Below are 21,971 nucleotides of genomic sequence, written 5' to 3'. Positions count from 1 at the left end.
ATATCAATCAGATACTAGAAGCCTTTTTTTAATTATATAATTTAGTTAATCGAAATTCCTGCACTTGCATATCCTGCTACAGTATTAACTAATGAAAGTCCTGACGCTGTCGCTGTAAATACTAGTAAGAATCTAGTTTGTGCTGTTACTGATATATTTAATCCTGTTACAATTCCATTAGAAACTGAACCAAGTGATAATATACCTGTAAGTGGTGGAGCCAGTGTAACTGTTGCTCCTGGTACAGCTGTAAATGAGTTGTTTGGTGCAGTTGATTCATAAAGTGTAGCTGTAATTGTGACTGTTGAACCAATAAGTGAAAGCGCTGCTGTTGTACTAAAATATGCTGAAATAGATGTTATTGTTCCAGCTCTTGGCATTGAAAATGCAAAGTTAGTCAATGTTCCTGCTGCATTTGTAAGGTCTATTACTCCACCAACTATACTTAGGCCTGGAGCTGAACTTCCAAAACCTACAAATCCTGGTGTACCCACTAATCCACCAGCTATAGTTGTAAGTGCTAGTGGTATACCTGATGCAAAAGGTATTATAGCACTAGCTCCTGGTATTCCTGTTGCCCCTGTTGGACCTGTTGCTCCTGTTGGACCTGTTACTCCTGTTGGACCTGTTACTCCTGTTGCTCCAGCTGCTCCTGTATTTCCTGTTGCTCCTGTTGGGCCTGTTGCTCCATCTGCTCCTGTATTTCCTGTTGCCCCTGTTGGGCCTGTTGCTCCATCTGCTCCTGTATTTCCTGTTGCTCCTGTTGGGCCTGTTACTCCTGTTGCTCCAGCTGCTCCTGTATTTCCTGTTGCTCCTGTTGGACCTACCAATCCGTCTGCCCCTGTATTTCCTGTTGCTCCTGTTGGGCCTGTTGCTCCATCTGCTCCTGTATTTCCTGTTGCTCCTGTTGGACCTGTTGGACCTGGTACTCCATCTGCTCCTGTGTTTCCTGTTGCTCCTGTTGGACCTACTAATCCATCTGCTCCTGTTGGGCCTGTTGCTCCTGTTGCTCCTGTCACTCCTGTTATTCCTACCCCTGTTGCTCCTGTTGGACCTGTTGGACCTGTTGCTCCAGCTGCTCCTGCTGCTCCTGTTGGACCTGTTGGACCTACTAATCCATTTGCTCCTGTATCTCCTGTTGCTCCTGTTGGACCTGTTGGACCTGTTGCTCCATCTGCCCCTGTATTTCCTGTTGCTCCTGTTGGGCCTATCAATCCATTTGCTCCTGTTGCTCCTGTTGGGCCTGTTGGACCTGTCGCTCCAGGTGTTCCTGTTGCTCCTGTTGGACCTATTAAACCTGTTGCTCCTGTTATTCCTACTCCTGTTGCTCCTGTTGGACCTGTTGGACCTGCCAGTCCATCTGCTCCTGTTGCTCCTGTTGGACCTGTTGGACCTGCCAGTCCATCTGCTCCTGTATCTCCTGTTGCTCCTGTTGGACCTGTTACTCCTGTCGCTCCAGGTGTTCCTGTTGCTCCTGTTGGACCTGTTGGACCTGCCAATCCATCTGCTCCTGTTGCTCCTGTTACTCCTGTTGGACCTGTTGCTCCAGGTGTCCCTGTTGCTCCTGTTGAACCTATTAAACCTGTTGCTCCTGTTATTCCTACTCCTGTTGCTCCTGTTGGACCTGTTGGGCCTGTTACTCCAAATCCTGTTGCTCCTGTTATCCCTGTTGGACCTGTTATTCCATTTGCTCCTGTTACTCCTGTTGGACCTGTTGGGCCTGTTACTCCATCTGCTCCTGTATTTCCTGTTGCTCCCGTTGGACCTGTTGGGCCTGTTACTCCAAATCCTGTTGCTCCTGTTGCTCCTGTTGGACCTACTGACCCTGTTGGACCTGTTGGACCTATTAACCCTGTTGCTCCTGTGTTTCCTGTTACTCCTGTGTTTCCTGTTGGGCCTGTTGGACCCATTGGTCCGGTTGGACCTGTTGGGCCTGTTGGACCTGTTCTACCTCTTGGACCCATTGGTCCGGTTGGACCTATACATGATGGTGGGCAACCATGATGACAGTCACAACTATTACAACTATCACAACTGCTATTGCAATCATCATAGTTGTTATCATGGTTATTACCATCAAATGGGCCAAAATATTTATTTCTACTCATTACTTAAAGCACCTCCTAATATATTTGAGCTTTCATGCTCTCTATATAATATGTCAAAATTAGTATTATTGTGACTTATCAATAACTTTTATATTTACTAAAATAATTTTCATTGTACAAAATAGCACTATCGTTAGGTTTGATTTCTTTTGCTTTTTCATGATAAGATATCGCTTTATCCATTTCTCCTAGTTTGTCATAGCATACACTTAATTGTATATATGGTAAGTATCCATAACAATCATTTGACTTAAATCCTCCATTAATGTCATTTTTATCTCTAGTTAATGCTACTTTATACCAAAAAATAGCTTCTTTATATCTTTGTCTATCAAACAAGTGCTTTCCTATATCACAGCAAACTTCTGCTCTTGGCTCATCAAATTCAAAGCTTCTAAATAAAGAATATAAGGCACTTTTTTCATCATTAATTAAGTAATAACATGTGGCTAAATCTCTGCAAGCACTTATACAATCCTCAATCCACCCTTTTGAAGAGTCTAAAAACTTAGTAAAACCTTCTATAGCATCTTTATATCTTGCATTATAATACAATTCTCTTGAGTAATAAAACTGATGTCTTGGCTCCAATATCCTACCTTCTGAAATCATTTTTTCAAAAATTCTGAGATTTCTTAAAGGGTCCTGTCTATGAAGTTTTTTATGTGATATTGCAATGTCAGAATAAAATATTTCTCCAACAAGAGGTATTACTTCATGAATAGGGTCAACCCATTTATAATTAGAACTTCTCTTAAATAAGCGTTCTCTATAATATGATAAAGTTGGTTTTCCGTTTTCATCAAATGATACATTGTATTTTGCCATGACCATATCAATAGAAGTATCTAAATTTTCTTTAACTTTTGATAGTTCTTTTCTATCCTCTTCTAAAATTATGTCATCTGCATCAAGCCACATTATATAGTCTTTAGAAGCTTTAGAAAATGAAAAATTTCTCGCAGCAGAGAAGTCATCTATCCATTCGAAATCGTACACCATGTCTGTATATTTTGAAACTATTTCTTTTGTGGAATCTGTGGAACCAGTATCTACAACTATAATTTCATCTACTAGATCCTTTACACACTCTAAACATCTGCCTATAACTTCTTCTTCATTTTTAACAATCATGCACAAACTTATTGTAATCATAATGTACAACTCCTTTGTCTTTTATATATTACAGACATAAGTAATATATGGTATTTACTCTTATTTTGTTATTGAAATATGGAAAATTTTTAACGACAAAAAATTAGTAGTTAAGTTTATTTATCATATATGTTTATAGTTCATTTTTATTTAATTCATAATTTAAATATATCGATTTGATTGATATTTATTTTTGCGTTACCATAAGTATAAGAATACGTAAAATTTAACCATTCATACAAGATAAAAAATAAAACTATTTTTGATAGGAGGTAAATTATGAAAAAATACTTTGAAATATTAAAATCTAGTGGAGCTGACATTGCAGTTTCAATAGACCCTAAAACGATTGTCACAGCAGCATGGACAATTTATAAGTGTCAGTTTGGTTGTAATACATATGGTCATAGTCATTGTTGTCCACCCAATACTCCAACCTATCAACAGACGCAAGCAATAATAGATTGTTACAAAAAAGCTATTTTATTTCGATGTCATAAAATGAGTATTGTTACTCCTTTAGCTGTTGAAATAGCAAGAGAACTTTTTTTAGATGGATATTATAAATCAATTGCTTTTGGAAGTGGCCCTTGTACAAAGTGTGCTAAATGTAATCCTGATACTTGTAGTTTTCCTAACAAGACTGCTCCATCAATGGAAGCATGTGGTATTGATGTTTTTGCTACAGTAAGGTCAAATGGACTTGAAATAAATACTTTACGAGAAAAAGGAGAAATTCAAAACCACTTTGGCTTATTATTAGTTGATTAAAAAAATTAATATTTTCTACTGAACTTTTTATATCAATTTTTTGTATTTATTATCTGCATAATAGTATGCAATTATATATTATAAACTTATATTTATAATCTTCTTTATCTTTTATCATAAGTTCATAGGATTTACATCTAAATTAACCCCTTATGCAAATTAACCAGTGTGGTCTATAAGTTATCATATCATTGCAACCACATTGGTTAATATCTCTAGAAAATCTCTAAACTGATACGTAAAATTACTATTTATTACTTATTTACTTGACATTTTAAAAAACTTCTTTTTTTAAACAAAAAAATAATCATGTTCATTTAAACATGATTATTTTGACATTAGTTATATACTATAAATTAAGCTTTTAAAATAATACTCTACTCACACTTCTCCATTATATGATCAATCAATCCATATTCTTTAGCTTCCTTTGCAGTCATAAAATTATCTCTATCTGTATCTACTCTAATATCTTCTATTGATTTTCCAGTATTCTCAGAAAGAATTCTATCTAATTTTTCCTTTGTTCTCAACATATTATCTACTGCTATTTTTACATCTGTTGCTTGCCCTTTAGCTCCACCCATAGGTTGATGTATCATAATTTCTGCATTAGGTAAGGCATATCTTTTTCCTTTTGTACCTCCAGAAAGTAAAAAAGCGCTCATACTTGCAGCCATACCAATACAAATAGTTGATACATCACATCTTACATAGTTCATAGTATCGTATATAGCAAACCCTGATGTTACAGCCCCTCCTGGGCTATTTATATATATAGTTATATCTGCATCTGGGTCTTCTGATTCTAAGAATAGTAATTGAGCTACTACTAAACTTGCAATAGCATCATTAATTTCTTCGCCTATAAATATAATTCTATCTTTTAATAGTTTTGAATATATATCATAAGACCTTTCACCTTGACCTGTCTGTTCAATTACATGTGGTACTAAACTCATGCTACTTTCACCTCACAATTAATATTAAAGTTGAGATAAGAATTGATTTCATCTCTTCTTCGTTCATAACTAATACTTGTATAAGAAATACAATCTACATTTTGGATTTGATGATTTGGATTTAAAACAAATCTTTGTTGAATAGGATAAAATTCATCTTTACTTCTATATACTTGTGGAGATTCTTTATATAAAGTTTTAAATGCTAATGTGAAAGACTGGTGTGTAGCATATCCAACTGTAAGAGCTATATCTATAATGTATTTATCTGTAAATACAAGTTGTCTAGCTGCTTCAGTAAGTCTCCTTCTTTTAATATATTGATACATAGTACATCCCACAATGTTTGTAAACATTCTGTGTAAGTGATATTTTGAATAACTAGCAACATCAGCCATTTTATCTAGATTTAGATTTTCTGTAAGATGTTCTTCTATATAATCAATGATTTCCATAATTACATCTGTATTTGTTTTCAACCTCATCATCTCCTTTTAAGTATTATAACTCATACAAGAATTTTCTTCTTAATATAAATTGCTATCTTAAATTAATGACTGATATAAAAACTCAATTAATAATAAATTTATAATTTGTTGAATTGTCTTAGCTATTATTTACTAATTTTATTTTTCCTATATTCTTTCAAACCTTTATTTAATAAAATAGATTCTTCCTTATCTCTTTTACAAGTAGCAAGTGTTATACAAAGATAGATAATAAATATAGATAGTGCTATAAACAGAGTTTGAAAAATATGACCACTATCAATCCAATTACTTTTAAATGAAAACCACAGAACGAAAACAAATAGAAAAATTATATGAATTACTTGGCGAATTAGTAACTCTTTTCTACCTAGTTCTCGTTTTGAATAAAAAATTAATGTGGATAGAGATGTGACCAATGCAATTAATAAAATCTGTTGGAAAATATTTATACTAAATGTCTCATCAGGGCTAAATACTAAACAAGAAGTAAAAACAGATATTAAAACTCCTGTAGTTATCATACAAAAATAACGAACTACATACTTTAGTGTATTTATTAAATTCATATTCAATCAACTCCTTTATATCTTTAGTTTTTTCTTCAACATTGGTACATATTGGCGTGAAATAATTGTCTTTTCACCATTATCTAGTATTACTTCAAATCTACCATTAAACGCTGGTACAATTGAGTCTATTTTTGTAAGATTTAATATTACAGACTTAGATATTCTAAGAAAGTCACTATTAAAAAAAATTTCCTCAATCTGATAAAGCTTCTTCTTAAACTCATAAACATCATTTTTACAATAAAGATAAGTGTGGTTATCTACAGATTCGAAGTAATAGACATCTAAAGGATTGATACGATAGAGTTGTTCATTTTTATATGCTATAAGAGACTCTCTTTGCATCTTGATGTTAAAAATCAATTTAAGTATTTCATCATCAATATTTCTGCATCTTATTATAATTTCATCCTCTTCTCCGTCTAAGGGAGTTTCAATTATTACCTTCACTCTAACACATCCTTTCTTTTGATTTCTATAAAAAGACTATAGTATATTTTCCTACTATTAATTTCTAGCTTTTTTTCTTGATACCATAAGTATAGTAACAAAATAAAATACTATTGCAGAAATAACTAGAAACATAATATGAATTGAATTTTCAGACAAACTTCCAATACCACCAAATGTTACTCCCATATGCTCATTAAATTCAGTTAATGCATTTGTTGAATCCACAAATGTTACTTTTGATGGAGGCTCCGTAATAATTTGTCTAAGCAATACAGTCCCATGTGAAATTGGAAATAACTTTATAAGGGTTTGCACTGCTTGAGGTAAGCTTCCAATAGGTATATAAATTCCTGTCAAGAATCCAATAAGAGTACCTATAATCGTAGAAGCAGTTGAAAATGTATCTATGCTATTTAACAAATTTACAATAAAAAATATCATTGCACTAGATGATAAAACGGTTAATAAAATTACACCAATAACCTTTATAATAGAAAGCATAGGTAAAAATTGTCCCCCACTTGATACAATATATATCTCTGCAAGTATAAATGTAAATATACTCATAATTACACCAATTAAATATGAACTTAAAATATATCCTCCTACCAGCTCTCTTGTTTTAACAGGTGAACAATAAAAATCTTTGTTTCTTTTTAACTCCTTATCCAATACTGTAACTCCAAAAGAACCCATTGTTGTAGTTACAGAAACAACAGAAATAATTCCTGCCATTGCCCAACTATTCATTAATATGTCTATATCTTTAATATTTGGATAACCTTCCTTTAAATTTTCTCCTAAAAAAATAACATAGATGCCGATTACAATTATTGCACCTAAAAAAGATGAAAATACTCCTCTTTTATTTCTTAAAAAAATCATTATATTTCTTTGTGCTATATTAAACATTTTTTTCACCTCTATTTCTAACTATATTCAAAAATACATCATCTAAATTATTTGCTTTGTATTTATATTTTAGTTCATGAGGTGAACCTTTTGCTGTTATAACACCATAGTCAAGCATTACAATATAATCAGCTTTTGAAGCCTCCTCCATATAATGGGTTGTAAGAACTATAGAAAAACCATATTGTTTTTGTAATTTTAATATAGTATCCCATACACATTTTCTAGATTCTGGGTCAAGCCCTGTTGTAGGCTCATCTAGAAACAGTATTTTAGGAGTATTTAAAAGAGCTCTTGCTATATCGGCCCTACGCTTTTGACCTCCAGACAATTTACCATATGGTCTATCTATAAATTCCATAGCTCCTACAGATAAAGCAGATTTATGCACAATTTGTCTTACTTTATCTTTATTCTTGATATAAAATTTTGCACGAATTGTAAGATTCTCTCTTACTGTCAAAAGTGAATCTAGTATACTTTCTTGAAATACTACTCCAATTTTTTCTTTAATTTTATTATCCTCTACACCTAATTTATGCCCATCTATAATCACTTCTCCGCTATCATAACTCAATAACGTACAAAGAATATCAATTGTTGTAGATTTTCCAGCACCATTAGCTCCCAGTAATGCAAACAAATTCCCTTCCTCTACATAAAAATCAATCCCTTTCACAGCTTTAAAAGTATCATAGCTTTTTTGCAAATTAATTACTTCTATTATCTTATTCATACATTTCATCTACCTTCCTTAATTGATGATTTCAGAATACAATAAGTAATTTGTCCACACAATACAACTGGAAGTATGTAGTATAAATGAATATGTGAGTTGTAAAAAAACTAAAGTAAAATACATACCTAAAAATAAGATATTGTAAAAAACCTTTCCTAATACATCTTAATTTGTATGTATTATTTTTCTAAGCATTCTTACTCCCTGTTCAATTTCATCAAAATTAAGATGAGCATATCCTAGGACAACTTCATGGTCATATTCTGCTTTATTCTCAATTGCATATTGCTGTATAGGATAAACCCTGATATTTGCTTTATAAATTTGATTGATTAGTTTTTCAGTAAAAATAACATTATAAAAATGAACAACTATGTGAAGCCCAGCTACTTGACCCTTTATTTTAAATTCATTTATAAATTCAATATTCAAAATATCAATAAGATATTTACGCTTTCTATTATATAACTTCTTCATTTTAAATATATGTTTTTCCAAACCTCCATTTTTAATAAATTCAGCTAGAACATACTGAGATATAGATTCTGTATGAACATCAGAATACATTTTTAAGGATTTATAATCATCTATTATATCATCTGGCAACAACATAAATCCCATACGAATGGCTGGAGATAGTATTTTACTAAACGAACCTATATAAATTACTTTATTTGGATTAAGTTCATAGAGGGAACTAATTGGTTGACCTTCATATCTAAATTCACTGTCATAATCGTCTTCAACTATATAGCAATTATTCTCTACTGCATATTTAATAAGTTCTAGTCTTCTTTGAATTGGTAAAATACCACCTAATGGATATTGATGTGAAGGTGTTGTATATATAAAAGAAACATCCTTTATAGATTTTATTAGGTTAGTATTTATACCTTTATCATCCACTTGAATCCCAACAACTGAATATCCCACAGTAGAAATTACCTTTAACAATCCTTTGTGAATAGGATCCTCCACAATAACTTTTTGATTATTTTTATATAAAACTTGTGATATTAAAGATAGCCCTTGTGTTGAACCAGAAACAATCATAATATTTCGTGGACTACATCTAATTCCTCTAATACGAAATAAATATTGTGATATTTCTTCTCTCAATTTCCACACCCCTGCAGTACTATTATATCTAAAATCTAAGTGTGACAAATCATGTAGTATTTGTTTATATAACTTTGATAATTCTTTGCGTGGAAATAGCTTTAATTCTGGAATTCCAGAACAGAAATCTATATAATTATTTTGTTTATACTCATGTAAACTATCTCTAATTTCAGAAGTATAGTCTAACTTAAAGTCAATTTGATGGTCTAATATTACTTTGGCTATAGTTGTGCCATAGCCATGCCTTGTTTCCAAATATCCCTCTGCAATTAATTGATTATATGCATCTAACACTGTATTTCGTGATACAGAAAGTTCTTTTGCCAAAGTTCTAGATGAAGGTAGTTTTTGTTCAAAATTTAAGCTCCCGCTTAAAATCATGTCTTTTATCTCACAATAAATTTGTCTTGACAATGATATGCCACTATTTCTATTAATTGTAATCCACATTTTAATACCTCCAAAAGTGGTTCTATAAAATTACTATAAAAATGGAACTACAAAATCCATTTTTTACTTGCTAAGATTATACCATAAAACAAAAAATTAAAAGGAGTCTAAATTATGTTAGAAATATCAAGTAACACAAAGGAAATTTATCCCAATATTAAATTTGGAGTTATGATTGTAAATATGACCTATTCAACACCTAATGAAGAAAATTTTTTACTTCTTAAAAACTCTGAAATTGAAAATATTATTGCACAAAACCCTGAATACAATCGCAAAGAAAAAATTAAAACAGAGCCTCTTTCCAACTACATAAAGTATTATAAAAAATTTAAAAAAACTTATCCTGTATTACTTCAATTAGAATCCCTTTTACTAAAATCAAAAGGTATTCCAAATGTAAATCTGCCTATTCAAGCAATGTTTTTAGCAGAATTAAAAAATCTTCTTCTAACAGCAGGACATGACCTTGATAAGATAGAATTGCCTTTAAAAATAGATTTAGCAAATGAAAATGAACATTTTTATGGTATAGGAGAAAGAAAGCAAACTCTAAAAAAAGACGATTTATTTTTATCAGATAACCTTGGTATACTATCTAGTATTCTTAATGGACCAGATAATCGTACACAAATTACAAAAAAAACTAAAAATATTCTATACTTTGTATATGGTCCTGATGGAATTTATGAAAAACAAATTTATAACCACCTAAGTGATATAAAGGATTATATTTTAAGTGGTTTTCCAGACTCGAAAATTGATTTAATTGATGTATTTTAATTAATATAAATATATTTTAATTAATATCAATGTATTTTAGTTAATATAATGAAAATTTAAGCTTAGCAGATATTCAAAGTATTAGTGGGTATTCTAAGTAATTAAAATAGTGAAGTATACATCATTGTTCAACTAGATATATACTTCACTAAAATTAATTTTATATAAGTATTAACTTTTTTTAAAACTTTATTTAAAAAAATAACTCATTATATATCTCATATAGATAGTTTACTTTTATATCTAAAGAGTTTCATAAGAAACAATTTCATTTAAAGGAAGACGAGTTTTATCATGTCTATTTGGACTTTCTGGTGTTCCAACTTCGTATCCTATTAGTAATATATTTACTGGCTCAAGATTATCTGACAAATTAAATTCTTCTCTAATTACATCTGGATTGAAATAGCATACCCATACACTCGCTAATCCAAGTTCAGTTGCTTGTAACATCATGTGATCAGTAACTATACTTGTATCAATATCTGTAAGTTGTTTACCATCAAAAGGTCTTGTCCAAACTTTATCCTTATCCCCACATACGATAATTGCTAATGGTGCATCATATATATTCGCAGCCTTAGAAACTTTATTAAGACCTTCTTTTTCTTGTATTACAATTAATCTTTGAGGCTGACGATTCCCCCCTGTTGGAGCTACTCTAGCAACTTCTAAAATTTTCTCAAGTTTTTCTTTTTCAACCTTTTTATCCTGATAATTACGACAAGAATATCTTTTTTTTGCGATTTCAACAAAATTCATTTATTTCCCCCCTATCATTTTATTAGGCTAAGTTGATGATTTATTTAACCTATGCTATAATCTTATCACTATAATTATATATTACAATAATGTACTTTTTTGTAACATAGTACCAAAAAGGGTACTTCAAAATATATTGAGAGGTCTAAAAAAATGAAAAAATGTTCAAGTAATTACAGTTGTCCTATAGAAGCAACCCTTGCATTGATTGGTGGTAAATACAAGACACTTATTCTTTGGCATCTTAAAGATACCACATTAAGGTTTAATGAACTTAAAAAATTAATACCTAAAGCAACTGCTAAAATGCTAACTCAACAATTACGTGAATTAGAAACAGATGGCTTAATTGTAAGAGTTGTTTACCCTGTTGTACCTCCAAAAGTTGAATATTCATTATCTGATTTTGGAAAAAGCATTATTCCTATTTTAGATGTTATGTGTGATTGGGGTTCTGATTACTTAAATAATCTTTAATTTATTATAATTTAAATCCCATAGCTAATTTTACAACTTCCATATGTTCCTTAGATGTCAACATTTCTAAAAGCTTAAAAGCTACATGTGGTGCGGTTTCTGGACAATATGAAGTTATAATGTTTCTATCTACAACAATTGGCTCATTGACTACATTTACATCAAATTTACTTAACTGTTTTTGTCTTTGACCATCTTTTAAATGATATGTAGTAGCTTTACGATTTTTTAAAACACCACTTTTACCAACAGGTAAAGCTGCTACACAAATAGTAGCAATTATCTTCCCTTTTGCATCAAACTCTCTTATTAAGTCTAAAAAAGATATATCATATGCTTCGTCATAAAATCCAAACTCTTCAAATCCTCCAGGAATAGCTAATGCATCATAATCATCTACACATATTTCATCTATTGTTTTGTCAACTAATACTGGAACATTAAATGTGCTTACAACTTGCTTTTTAAATCCACCAGTTACTACATCTATATCGTAATCATAATCATTTCTAGCCCATCCCATAACATCTACAAATACACTAAATTCCATAGTTTCAAAACCTTTTGCTAAAAAAACTAAAACTTTCATATTGTATTTTCCTCCTAAAAATATGTAAGAAAGTAGGTATTAATATAATCAATATTTTAGTATATGCTTATCTAAAAAATATCTTTGATTGTATTAATTTCCTCTTTAATTGTTGATAAAACAATGGTTGTATTAGCTTTCTGGATTCCTCTAATTTTTTTCAAAGTTATTGATATAAATTCTTCAAGTTCATTTGTATCCTCTGCTAATACTTTTATTAAATAATCATATTCTCCTGAAATGTGATGACATTCTAATACAGTGTCATACTCCAACATAGTCTTCTTAAACTCTTCTATACTTTTAGATAAATCTGTATTGATAAATACGAAAGCTAAAAGTTTATACTTTGTTTTTTCTCGATTGATTTGAATAGTATACTTTTGAATTATATTTGACTGTTCAATTTTCTTTATACGCTCTGAAACTGCTGGTATTGATAGATTAACTTGTCTACTTATTTCAGAAGTTGAGGCTCTACTGTTCTTTTTTAGAGAATTAATTATTTTTAAATCTATCTCGTCTATGTCTATTCACCTCCTTAATTATTTAATATGATTTTATCTAATAATTTAAAATAAGTAAATAATTTAAATTATTTCAATAAAATTTAATGAAATATAGTATTTATCATTAAATTTTTAAACTAATTAAATACAACATACATGACACACTTAAAATATTTAAACTAAATTAAAATTAGTATTTTTATTGTATATCAACTAAATTTTTCTAAGTGTAAAGCTAATACTCTTCGAATTATTATTTTATAGTAACAAACTTTTTTATTTTATAAAAAAAGTAATGATTATAATTTATATATTTATAAAATTACAATCATTACTTAGTATTAATAATATATGTATTTCTCTATATACATATATTATATGTATCCTTTTACATACCTTTAAATTTATCTACTTCTTTAAGAAATGTATCTTTTGGCATAGGCTTTGCATACAAATAACCTTGTGCATAGTAACAATCAATACTCATTAAAAATTCTGCTTGTTCTATCCTCTCAACACCCTCACAAATCACCTCTAATCCCAAGTCATTTGCCATCTCAACTACTTTACTAATAATCTTACCTACCTTACCTTTTCCTTCAGAATTATCTAAGAGAGATTTATCTATTTTAAGAATATCTACAGAAACTTGATTAAGAAGATGTAATGAAGAATATCCAGAACCAAAATCGTCAACAGAAATTAAAAAACCAAGTTCCTTAATCTCATTTATCATATCATTTGATATACTATCATTTTCAAATAGACTTTCAGTTATCTCAAGTTCAATGATGCTTTTAGGTATATCATATTTAGTAAGCAAACTTTGTAATCTATTTATATAATCTTTTTTCTGAAAATGTACTCTTGATTGATTTACAGAGATTGAAATGGGTTTAACTCCAGAACTTATCCAAAATCTTGTCAACTTACATACTTCTTCTAACACAAAAAAATCAACATCTATAATTCCACCACTCTTTTCAAGTATAGGTATAAATTCTCCTGGATTCATAAATCCAAGTTCTTTATGATTCCACCTAACAAGTGCTTCTGCACCAATAATGTTATTTGTTCTCATATCAAACTTAGGTTGATAATAAATCTGAAATTCATTATGTTCTAATGCATAATCTATCCTATCAACAATCTCTTTTTCTTTGTTAAGACTTTCTCTAAGAGATTCATCAAAATATATAATAGATGAATTACTTATTTTTGCTTTTCTTCTAGCAATTTCAGCATAATCAATAGCCTTTGTAATAACAATGTCTTGCTCTTTGATAATATATACTCCAAAATTTGCCTTTACTTTAATGCCAATCCCCTTAACTTCAAAGTATGAAATACTTTTACTTATATCAATAAGAGTTAATTCCAAATCTTCTTTTAAATCATAGGGTAGGAGTAAAAGGAAATGGTCTGCTTTTACATGAGCTATTAATGCCCTGTCTCCAATAACTCTATTCAAAACTGATGCAACTTCTTTTATAATCATATCTCCAGAATCTCTACCATAATTTTCATTTATGATAGCAAACTTAGATATATCAAAAGCAATTACTGTATAAAATTTTTCTCTATGCTTTTCTAGAATTCGTGGTGCTTGATCTTCAAATCCATTGTAATTCCAAACTCCATTCTCTACATCTTTAAATGCCAAATCAAAAATATGATTGGAATGTCTTTTGTTGATTGCAATAACATAAGAAAGTACTGCTATTATAACTAAAAAGAAACAAAAAGAAATTAAAACTGTTTGAACTGGATGCTGATGAATATACTGTGATAAACTAATTTTATAGTCTTGAAAAATTGTATGCTTTGCAATAATTTCTGAATACTCATCTTTATTAAGTGCATTTATTCTCTTATCCAAAATGGAATATAATGTTGGATTTATATTTTTTCCAACACCTAAAGATATATTAGTTTTATAATCATTAACTAGAATTGCTTTTAAATTATTATAATCTTTTTGTATATAGTCTTCAGCAGAATATGTATTTACAAATGCTGCATCTGCATCTCCACTTTTTACTGCATTTATAGCTTTTTCTTCAGATTTATATCTTTGAATATTGCTACCTTTATAGTGTTCTTTGATATACTCATCATTGAATGTATCGCTCTCAGCAACAGCTATATTATCAATTTTGGTATTTTTATAATTTTTAGTTATAATGCTATAGTTCAATGTCATATAAGGAGATGTAATCTTAATTCCATTCTGCTCTGACCACCCATAATCTGAATTAAAAAAACATATAACATCTGCCTTTCCCTCTTTTACCATATCAATCGATTCTTTATATGAATTAGCTTTTACATAATCTATACTTAATCCAAGCTCTTTTACAATTAAATCAAATATATCTGGTACAATACCTTTAAGTCTACCTGTATCTAAATATGATAATGGATATGAGTTTGGCATACTTACTACACGTATATGATTATTTCTTTTTAAGTAATTGCTTTCTTCCCTGGAAAGAATAAATGTATCTTTATTACTAGACTGATAGTACTTACTATATAAATTAAACTTATATGCTGGATTGTCCATCTCAATATCTTCTAAAGCTTCATTTACATCTTGTAACAGTTCAGTGTTACCTTTTTTTACAATACAATAAAATGGGGATGGAGCAAATTGCGCAATTATGCTTTCATTTTTGACTTTTCTCAAACTACTAGTTAATATAGCATCTACTTTTCCATTTTTTAGTTCATTTTCCAATTCTTCCTGATTTTTAAAATATTTAAATGTGTAATTAAATCCTTTTTCATTTGCAAATTTCTTTAAATGTTCATTTCTACTATTTCCATAAAGTAGTCCAACCTTTATTCCATTAAAATTTTTATAATCATTTGGTGTATACTTTGAATTTCCACTTTTTACTGTAAGTCGTGCATAACTACTTCCCATAGGTACCTCTGAAAAATCAAATTTCTCAGCACGTTCTTTTGTATATTGTGCAGAAGTAAGTAAATCAATCTGTCCATTTTCTAACATAGTTTGACACTCTTCCCATGTACCAGATACATACTCATATGTCCAGCCAGTATACTTTGCAATCTCATGAAGATATTCATATCCATACCCATTTCTATTTCCATTTTTATCATAATCATGATATCCTTCAAAATCAAAAAAACCTACTTTTATAACACGTTTTTCTGTCTTTGCAAGTGATTGTATTGGAAAACACATAAATATCATACAATTAATTAAAAATATGATGAAAATCAGTCTCTTAATTGACACAAACTTTATCCCCCCTCATATAAAACCTTCCCTCAAATTATTTATAATCATTCTAATAATACATTACTTAGATTTATATCATACATAAACTTATCATTATACTTAATACTTAAAAAAATATATGTTTATCTAAGAATAAATAAACATATATTTTTAGTGATTACTCTAAAAGTATAACTTTATATAGTAATTATATATTTTTATTTATTATAATTATATAAATATCTTAGCATACCATTAAAAGTTCAACAATACTACACCTTTGATTTTATAAGTCGCAATATTTTATGAATATATTCTGCTAGGGAAAAATATGTAATTTATAGCAAGTAATAGAAAATATTAACTGTACTTAGTTTTTTTCAAGCTATTGACAAATATTTTTTTATAGCTTACAATTTTAGAGAAATTAAATATTTCGGTAGGTGAGGCTACCATAGGGATACGGGTTGCTGCCGCAAAATAGTGGAGACACTATGAGAAGGTCAACAGTTTATGTCGATTCCAAGGCATAATCTAACGCAATTTCATCGCCCTATGAAGTTAAAGCTTGAACGATGAATGAAACAGTTTGTACTGTTTTATAAATATACTTAGGTTTTTATACCTTGGTTATTTTTATATGGATTTAAATCCCTTGTCATTGTTCTTGCTTTGACAAGGGATTTTTTAATACCTATTTGTCTATTATAGGTTTATATATTTTGAATTTAGGAGGTGGAGAAAATGGACGTAGGAAGTAGTAGTAGCATAAGCCCTGTCGGGCGAAGTAGTCACTTATTTGAAGAATACATGTACTATTTTGTACGTCTTATTTCTTCTACCTGTTTTTAATAAATATAAAATAAGCGATGTGTTTTCGTCACAGGCTTATGTCTTTACTTCCTTTTTTCTGTACAAAACAGATAATTATTAAGGAGGATTTAGACATGATAAAAAAATTAAATAAAAAATTTATTACAAGAACTTCATCTAGTTCAACTTCAAAGGAACGTTTAATTGATTCAGCTACAATGAGCGCCTGTATTTTATTAAACGAATATGAAAATTCTTATAATGGCTATTGTGAAAAAATGGTTAATAAAATGCAAGATAGGTACGGCAAAAATGAAATCACTCAAAAAAAAGGTGATTCTTTTATAAAAAAACTTATAAAATCTTTTATAAATCCCTTTACTATTGTACTTCTTACTTTAGCTATAATTTCCTTTATTACAGATGTTATTTTAGCAAAACCTGATGATAAAAATGCAACTACAGTTATTATAGTCTTAACAATGGTAACTATAAGTGGTCTATTGCAATTTATTCAAGAATCTCGCTCTGGAAAAGCAGCTCAAGCTCTAAGTGAAATGGTAAATACTACTATATCAGTTATGCGTAATTCTAAAGAATTAGTGGAAATACCACTAAGAGAAGTTGTAGTTGGAGATATTATCCATCTTGCTGCTGGTGATATGGTTCCAGCTGATGTACGTATATTACAGTCTAAAGATTTATTTGTTAGTCAGTCTTCTATTACAGGAGAAAGTGAACCAATAGAAAAGTTTTATAATACTAAAAAAAGTACTTCAAATAATGTTCTTGATTTAGACAACCTTGCATTTATGGGTAGTAATGTAATCAGTGGCTCAGCTATAGCTATTGTCATTGCAGTAGGTGATTGTACTATATTTGGTTCTATTGCTCAACAAATAACAAATAAAAAAACTATAACAAGTTTTGAAAAGGGTGTTAATTCAGTTTCATGGTTACTTATAAGATTTATGTTTGTCATGGTTCCGATTGTTCTCTTTGTAAATGGCTTTACAAAAGGTGATTGGACAGAAGCATTTTTGTTTGCACTTTCAGTAGCAGTTGGACTTACACCAGAAATGTTACCAATGTTAGTATCTGCAAACCTTGCAAAAGGAGCAGTTGCTATGTCAAAGAAAAAGGTTATTGTTAAAAACTTAAGTTCTATCCAAAACTTTGGTGCTATGGATATACTTTGCACTGACAAAACAGGAACTTTGACTCAAGATAAAGTAATCTTAGAATATTCTCTTGATATTCATGGCAAGGAAGATAGACGAGTTCTTCGTCATGCATTTTTAAATAGTTACCATCAAACAGGTCTTAAGAACCTTATGGATATAGCTATTATCAACCATGCAAATGAAAATGGTATGCAAGAACTTTGGAAAAACTACACAAAAATTGATGAAATCCCATTCGATTTCAATAGAAGAAGAATGAGTGTAGTTGTTAAAAATAAACTAGGAAAAACTCAGCTTATTACAAAAGGTGCTATTGAAGAAATGCTATCAATTTGTACTCATGTTGAATATAAAGGTGATATTCAGTTAATCACTAATGAAATACGTAAGGAAATTCTTACAACTGTTTCTAAGTATAATGATGAGGGGATGAGAGTTTTAGGCATTGCCCAAAAAAACAACCCTTCACCTATAGATTCTTTTTCAGTTTCTGACGAAAGTAACATGGTTTTAATAGGTTATCTTGCATTTTTAGACCCTCCAAAAAAAAGTACAGCTAATGCTATAAAAGCATTACTTGAAAATGGAGTTGATGTAAAAGTCCTAACTGGTGATAATGATGCAGTAACAAAATGTATTTGTAAACAAGTAGGCATTAAAGTTAAAAATATCCTACTTGGTTCAGATATAGAAGACATGAGTGATACTAAACTTGATGAAATGGTGAAATGTACAAGTATATTTGCAAAACTTTCTCCAGAGCAAAAATCTCGTATAGTCGCATCTCTTCGTAGAAATGGTCATACGGTTGGTTTTATGGGTGATGGTATAAATGATGCTGCTGCTATGAAAGAATCTGATGTTGGAATATCGGTTGATACAGCTGTTGATATTGCTAAGGAATGTGCAAATATTATACTGCTTGAAAAAGACCTTATGGTATTAGAAGAAGGTGTTATTGAAGGAAGAAAAACATATGCAAATATTATAAAGTATATAAAAGTGACAGCAAGTTCTAATTTTGGCAATATGTTTTCTGTATTAATAGCAAGTGCATTTCTACCATTTTTACCAATGTTACCAATTCAAATTTTAGTGCTAAACTTAATCTATGATATCTCATGTATAACTATTCCATGGGATAATGTAGATGATGATTATCTAAAAATCCCAAGAAAATGGGACTCATCATCTATAAGTAAATTTATGACTTGGATTGGTCCAACTAGTTCAATATTTGATATTACAACATATATATTAATGTATTTTTTCATATGTCCAAGAGTATTTGGCGGAAGTTTTCATAGCTTAGATACTACAAGTCAACTTGGTTTTATATCTCTATTTCATGCAGGATGGTTTGTAGAATCTTTATGGTCTCAAACATTGGTTATTCATATGATAAGAACTCCACACATTCCATTTGTTAAAAGTAGAGCTTCATGGAGACTAACGCTCTTAACAACAATAGGAATTACAATTGGAACTATTATACCTTATACATCATTTGGAAATGCTATTGGTATGATTCCACTACCAAATATCTATTTTATAGGGTTAATTTTTACTATCTTATCTTATATGGTATTGGTAACTATGATAAAAAAAATCTTTATAAAAAAATATGGAGAATTGCTATAATTTAAATATTTATATAATATATAATATATAAATATTTTAAAATATATTCAAATAAAAGAAGCTATTTACTTTTTTAAAATCTTGTAAGTAGCTTCTATTTTATTGTAATTAATTTATATCCTTTATTTTTATAATATAACTTAAACTTATTGTATTATAAAAGTTCTCGTGTAAAAATATCTTTTATATTGACTATAATTAAGTATTATGATAACATGATTTAAGCTATAATTAGTGATATATGTATTAAATTAAATGAAAAAAATCAAAAGTACAATAGTGCAATTTAAATATAAATGAATTAGAATTAATATTGAGATTAGGATGTGAATAATTATGATTTATATAAAATTAGTTAAACTTGTTAGAAAACTTAACTCTACACAAATGTATATGATGAAGCGTTGTGTAGAGGTTAATCTGGAAGCTTAAAGCTTCTATCTTCATCGGCAAATATAGGTTTAGTGTAGTTTTTTAGCTATGCTTATTTAAATTTACCTATTTGCCGATAGATATATAGATTTTATGGCCATAGATAGCAATGCTTATCTATGGCCTTTTGTTTTTCCAAAAGCAGAGGTCGGCATTTTATAATGCTATTCCTCTGCTTTTTTATTTTCATAAAATTTTTATAGTAAAAAAGGAGTTTGAATTATGAGTTTATTAAAAGTAAATAATTTATCACAATGTTTTATGGATAAATCACTGTACGAAAAAGCTGACTTTGATTTATTTAAAGGCGAACATATAGGCGTGGTTGGCCAAAATGGTGTAGGTAAAAGCACCTTAATTAAAATTTTATTAGGAGAAGTTATCCCAGATACAGGAGAGATTAAGTGGCAACCTAATATCAAAATAGGTCATTTGGACCAATATGCAGATATTAATAGAGATACAACAATATCATTGTATTTACACACTGCATTTGAAGACCTCTATAAAATAGAGAAAGAAATGAATTTGCTATATCAAGAAAGTTCTATATCTGGAAATGAGCAACAACTTATTAAGGCATCAACTTATCAAGAGCAATTAATAGCAAGTGATTTCTACTCTATAGACAATGAAATAAATAAGGTAGCAAATGGTCTTGGACTAGATTCAATAGGAATGAATCGTATTATTGGGGAACTTAGTGGAGGTCAAAGAGCAAAAGTAATTATGGCAAAATTACTACTTTCTAATTATGAAGTTTTATTATTAGATGAACCAACAAATTTTTTAGACAAAGAGCATGTTGAATGGCTTGCCAATTATCTAAATACATTTAGAGGTGCATTTATTGTAGTCTCCCATGATTTCGACTTTCTAGAAAAAATTTCCACAGGTATTCTCGATATAGAATTTGGAATGATTAAAAAGTATCATGGAAAATACTCAGAATTTCTTAAACAAAAATCACACTTAAGAGAGGATTATATTAGAAAATATCAAGCGCAACAAAAGAAAATAGAAAAAGAAGAAACATTTATACGTAAAAATAAGGCTGGTGTAAATTCAAAAATTGCAAGAGGAAGACAAAAACAATTGGATAGAATAGAAAAAATAGCTCCTCCTAACTTTACAGGAAAACCATGTATCCAATTTGCAGAAATTGAAATATCTGTGCAAAACGCACTCACAGTAACTAATCTTGAAGTTGGATACTATTATCCATTACTACCAAAATTAAATTTTTCTGTTAATGCAGGTCAAAAAGTAGTTATAACTGGATTTAATGGAATTGGTAAATCCACTTTGTTAAAAACATTGGTTAAAGATATCCCTTGTATTTCTGGAAGCTTCCTCTTTTCAGACCAGATAAAAATTGGTTATTATGAGCAGGATTTAAAATGGGAAAATCCTACTAAAACACCACTTCAAATAATGGCAGATATATATCCAAAATTAAGCACAAAGGAAATCAGACGCTCTTTAGCCAAGTGTGGTGTAAAAGAAGAACATGTTTCAAGAAGTGTTTCCACACTAAGTGGTGGTGAACAGTCTAAGGTTAAATTATGTTGTGTGATGTTGTCACCTTGTAATTTCTTGATTTTAGATGAACCAACTAACCACTTTGATGCAGAAACAAAAGATGCTTTACAAAATGCTTTGAAACAATTTAGGGGAAGTATTATTTTAGTTTCTCACGAAGAAAAGTTTTATAAAGGTTGGATTGACAAGGTATTTAATTTGAAATCGTAAATATTTTACTAAAGTATAAGCATATTAATAGGCACTCATAAATGAGT

General features: G+C 29.7%; 18 protein-coding genes and 1 riboswitch. Of the genes, 5 read left to right on the top strand and 13 right to left on the bottom strand.

Annotated features, from left to right (window positions below):
- Positions 1-41: 41 nt before the first annotated feature.
- Positions 42-2,108, bottom strand: coding sequence for an exosporium glycoprotein BclB-related protein (locus IC174_RS00315; protein ID WP_227481832.1), 2,067 nt, complete (start codon positions 2,106-2,108; stop codon positions 42-44).
- 78 nt (positions 2,109-2,186) lie between these two features.
- Positions 2,187-3,263, bottom strand: a complete 1,077-nt coding sequence (locus IC174_RS00310) for a glycosyltransferase (RefSeq protein ID WP_227435695.1) — start codon at positions 3,261-3,263, stop codon at positions 2,187-2,189.
- Between the two features lie 279 nt (positions 3,264-3,542).
- On the opposite strand from IC174_RS00310, the gene IC174_RS00305 reads away from it, so the two are divergent.
- Positions 3,543-4,034, top strand: coding sequence for a DUF2284 domain-containing protein (locus IC174_RS00305; RefSeq protein ID WP_227435693.1), 492 nt, complete (start codon positions 3,543-3,545; stop codon positions 4,032-4,034).
- Between the two features lie 377 nt (positions 4,035-4,411).
- On the opposite strand, the gene clpP is transcribed toward IC174_RS00305, so the two are convergent.
- The 7 genes from clpP to IC174_RS00270 form a co-directional block, all read right to left on the bottom strand.
- Positions 4,412-4,996, bottom strand: a complete 585-nt coding sequence (gene clpP, locus IC174_RS00300) for an ATP-dependent Clp endopeptidase proteolytic subunit ClpP (RefSeq protein ID WP_227435691.1) — start codon at positions 4,994-4,996, stop codon at positions 4,412-4,414.
- Positions 4,993-5,481, bottom strand: coding sequence for a helix-turn-helix domain-containing protein (locus IC174_RS00295; protein WP_227435689.1), 489 nt, complete (start codon positions 5,479-5,481; stop codon positions 4,993-4,995). Before IC174_RS00295 ends, clpP begins: the two co-directional genes overlap by 4 nt.
- A gap of 128 nt (positions 5,482-5,609) precedes the next feature.
- The gene (locus IC174_RS00290) at positions 5,610-6,053 is read right to left on the bottom strand and encodes a DUF3021 family protein (RefSeq protein WP_227481831.1); all 444 of its coding nucleotides are present in this window, start codon (positions 6,051-6,053) and stop codon (positions 5,610-5,612) included.
- A 15-nt stretch (positions 6,054-6,068) separates the two neighbouring features.
- Positions 6,069-6,506 carry a LytTR family DNA-binding domain-containing protein gene (locus tag IC174_RS00285; RefSeq protein ID WP_227435684.1) on the bottom strand — a complete coding sequence of 146 codons (438 nt, stop codon included), beginning with the start codon at positions 6,504-6,506 and terminating at the stop codon, positions 6,069-6,071.
- Positions 6,507-6,563: 57 nt separating this feature from the next.
- A complete protein-coding gene (locus IC174_RS00280) occupies positions 6,564-7,421 on the bottom strand; it encodes an ABC transporter permease (protein ID WP_227481830.1) in 858 nt (285 codons plus the stop codon).
- Positions 7,414-8,157, bottom strand: a complete 744-nt coding sequence (locus tag IC174_RS00275; RefSeq protein ID WP_227481829.1) for an ABC transporter ATP-binding protein — start codon at positions 8,155-8,157, stop codon at positions 7,414-7,416. The genes IC174_RS00280 and IC174_RS00275 overlap by 8 nt, the downstream gene beginning before the upstream one ends.
- A 168-nt stretch (positions 8,158-8,325) precedes the next feature.
- On the bottom strand, positions 8,326-9,732 hold the full coding sequence (locus IC174_RS00270; protein ID WP_227481828.1) for a PLP-dependent aminotransferase family protein: 1,407 nt from the start codon (positions 9,730-9,732) through the stop codon (positions 8,326-8,328).
- Positions 9,733-9,846: 114 nt separating this feature from the next.
- Here IC174_RS00270 and IC174_RS00265 point away from each other — a divergent pair, with 114 nt between their 5' ends.
- A complete protein-coding gene (locus IC174_RS00265) occupies positions 9,847-10,515 on the top strand; it encodes a phenylalanine--tRNA ligase beta subunit-related protein (protein ID WP_227481827.1) in 669 nt (222 codons plus the stop codon).
- 243 nt (positions 10,516-10,758) lie between these two features.
- Here IC174_RS00265 and IC174_RS00260 read toward each other — a convergent pair whose 3' ends face one another.
- Complete coding sequence (locus tag IC174_RS00260; protein ID WP_227435671.1) at positions 10,759-11,277, bottom strand: nitroreductase family protein; 519 nt, start codon at positions 11,275-11,277, stop codon at positions 10,759-10,761.
- Positions 11,278-11,430: 153 nt separating this feature from the next.
- Here IC174_RS00260 and IC174_RS00255 point away from each other — a divergent pair, with 153 nt between their 5' ends.
- A complete protein-coding gene (locus tag IC174_RS00255) occupies positions 11,431-11,754 on the top strand; it encodes a winged helix-turn-helix transcriptional regulator (protein ID WP_227435669.1) in 324 nt (107 codons plus the stop codon).
- A 4-nt stretch (positions 11,755-11,758) separates the two neighbouring features.
- On the opposite strand, the gene IC174_RS00250 is transcribed toward IC174_RS00255, so the two are convergent.
- The 3 genes from IC174_RS00250 to IC174_RS00240 all read right to left on the bottom strand — a co-directional run bounded on the left by IC174_RS00250 (position 11,759) and on the right by IC174_RS00240 (position 16,120).
- Positions 11,759-12,343: a DJ-1/PfpI family protein gene (locus IC174_RS00250; protein ID WP_227481826.1), complete on the bottom strand. Its 585-nt coding sequence runs from the start codon at positions 12,341-12,343 to the stop codon at positions 11,759-11,761.
- Positions 12,344-12,414: 71 nt separating this feature from the next.
- Complete coding sequence (locus IC174_RS00245; RefSeq protein WP_413927173.1) at positions 12,415-12,861, bottom strand: Lrp/AsnC family transcriptional regulator; 447 nt, start codon at positions 12,859-12,861, stop codon at positions 12,415-12,417.
- 379 nt (positions 12,862-13,240) lie between these two features.
- A complete protein-coding gene (locus IC174_RS00240) occupies positions 13,241-16,120 on the bottom strand; it encodes an EAL domain-containing protein (RefSeq protein WP_227481825.1) in 2,880 nt (959 codons plus the stop codon).
- Positions 16,121-16,530: 410 nt separating this feature from the next.
- Positions 16,531-16,689: riboswitch (M-box (ykoK) riboswitch) on the top strand.
- Between the two features lie 360 nt (positions 16,690-17,049).
- On the opposite strand from IC174_RS00240, the gene mgtA reads away from it, so the two are divergent.
- Positions 17,050-19,740, top strand: coding sequence for a magnesium-translocating P-type ATPase (gene mgtA, locus IC174_RS00235; protein WP_227481824.1), 2,691 nt, complete (start codon positions 17,050-17,052; stop codon positions 19,738-19,740).
- Between the two features lie 654 nt (positions 19,741-20,394).
- Positions 20,395-21,924, top strand: coding sequence for an ABC-F family ATP-binding cassette domain-containing protein (locus IC174_RS00230; protein ID WP_227481823.1), 1,530 nt, complete (start codon positions 20,395-20,397; stop codon positions 21,922-21,924).
- Positions 21,925-21,971: the final 47 nt, after the last annotated feature.

It is taken from the genome of Clostridioides sp. ES-S-0001-03 (assembly GCF_020676075.1).
Classification (GTDB): domain Bacteria; phylum Bacillota; class Clostridia; order Peptostreptococcales; family Peptostreptococcaceae; genus Clostridioides.
The sequence above is the reverse complement of the archived record's forward strand: the minus strand, read 5'-3'. Positions and strand labels throughout refer to the sequence as shown.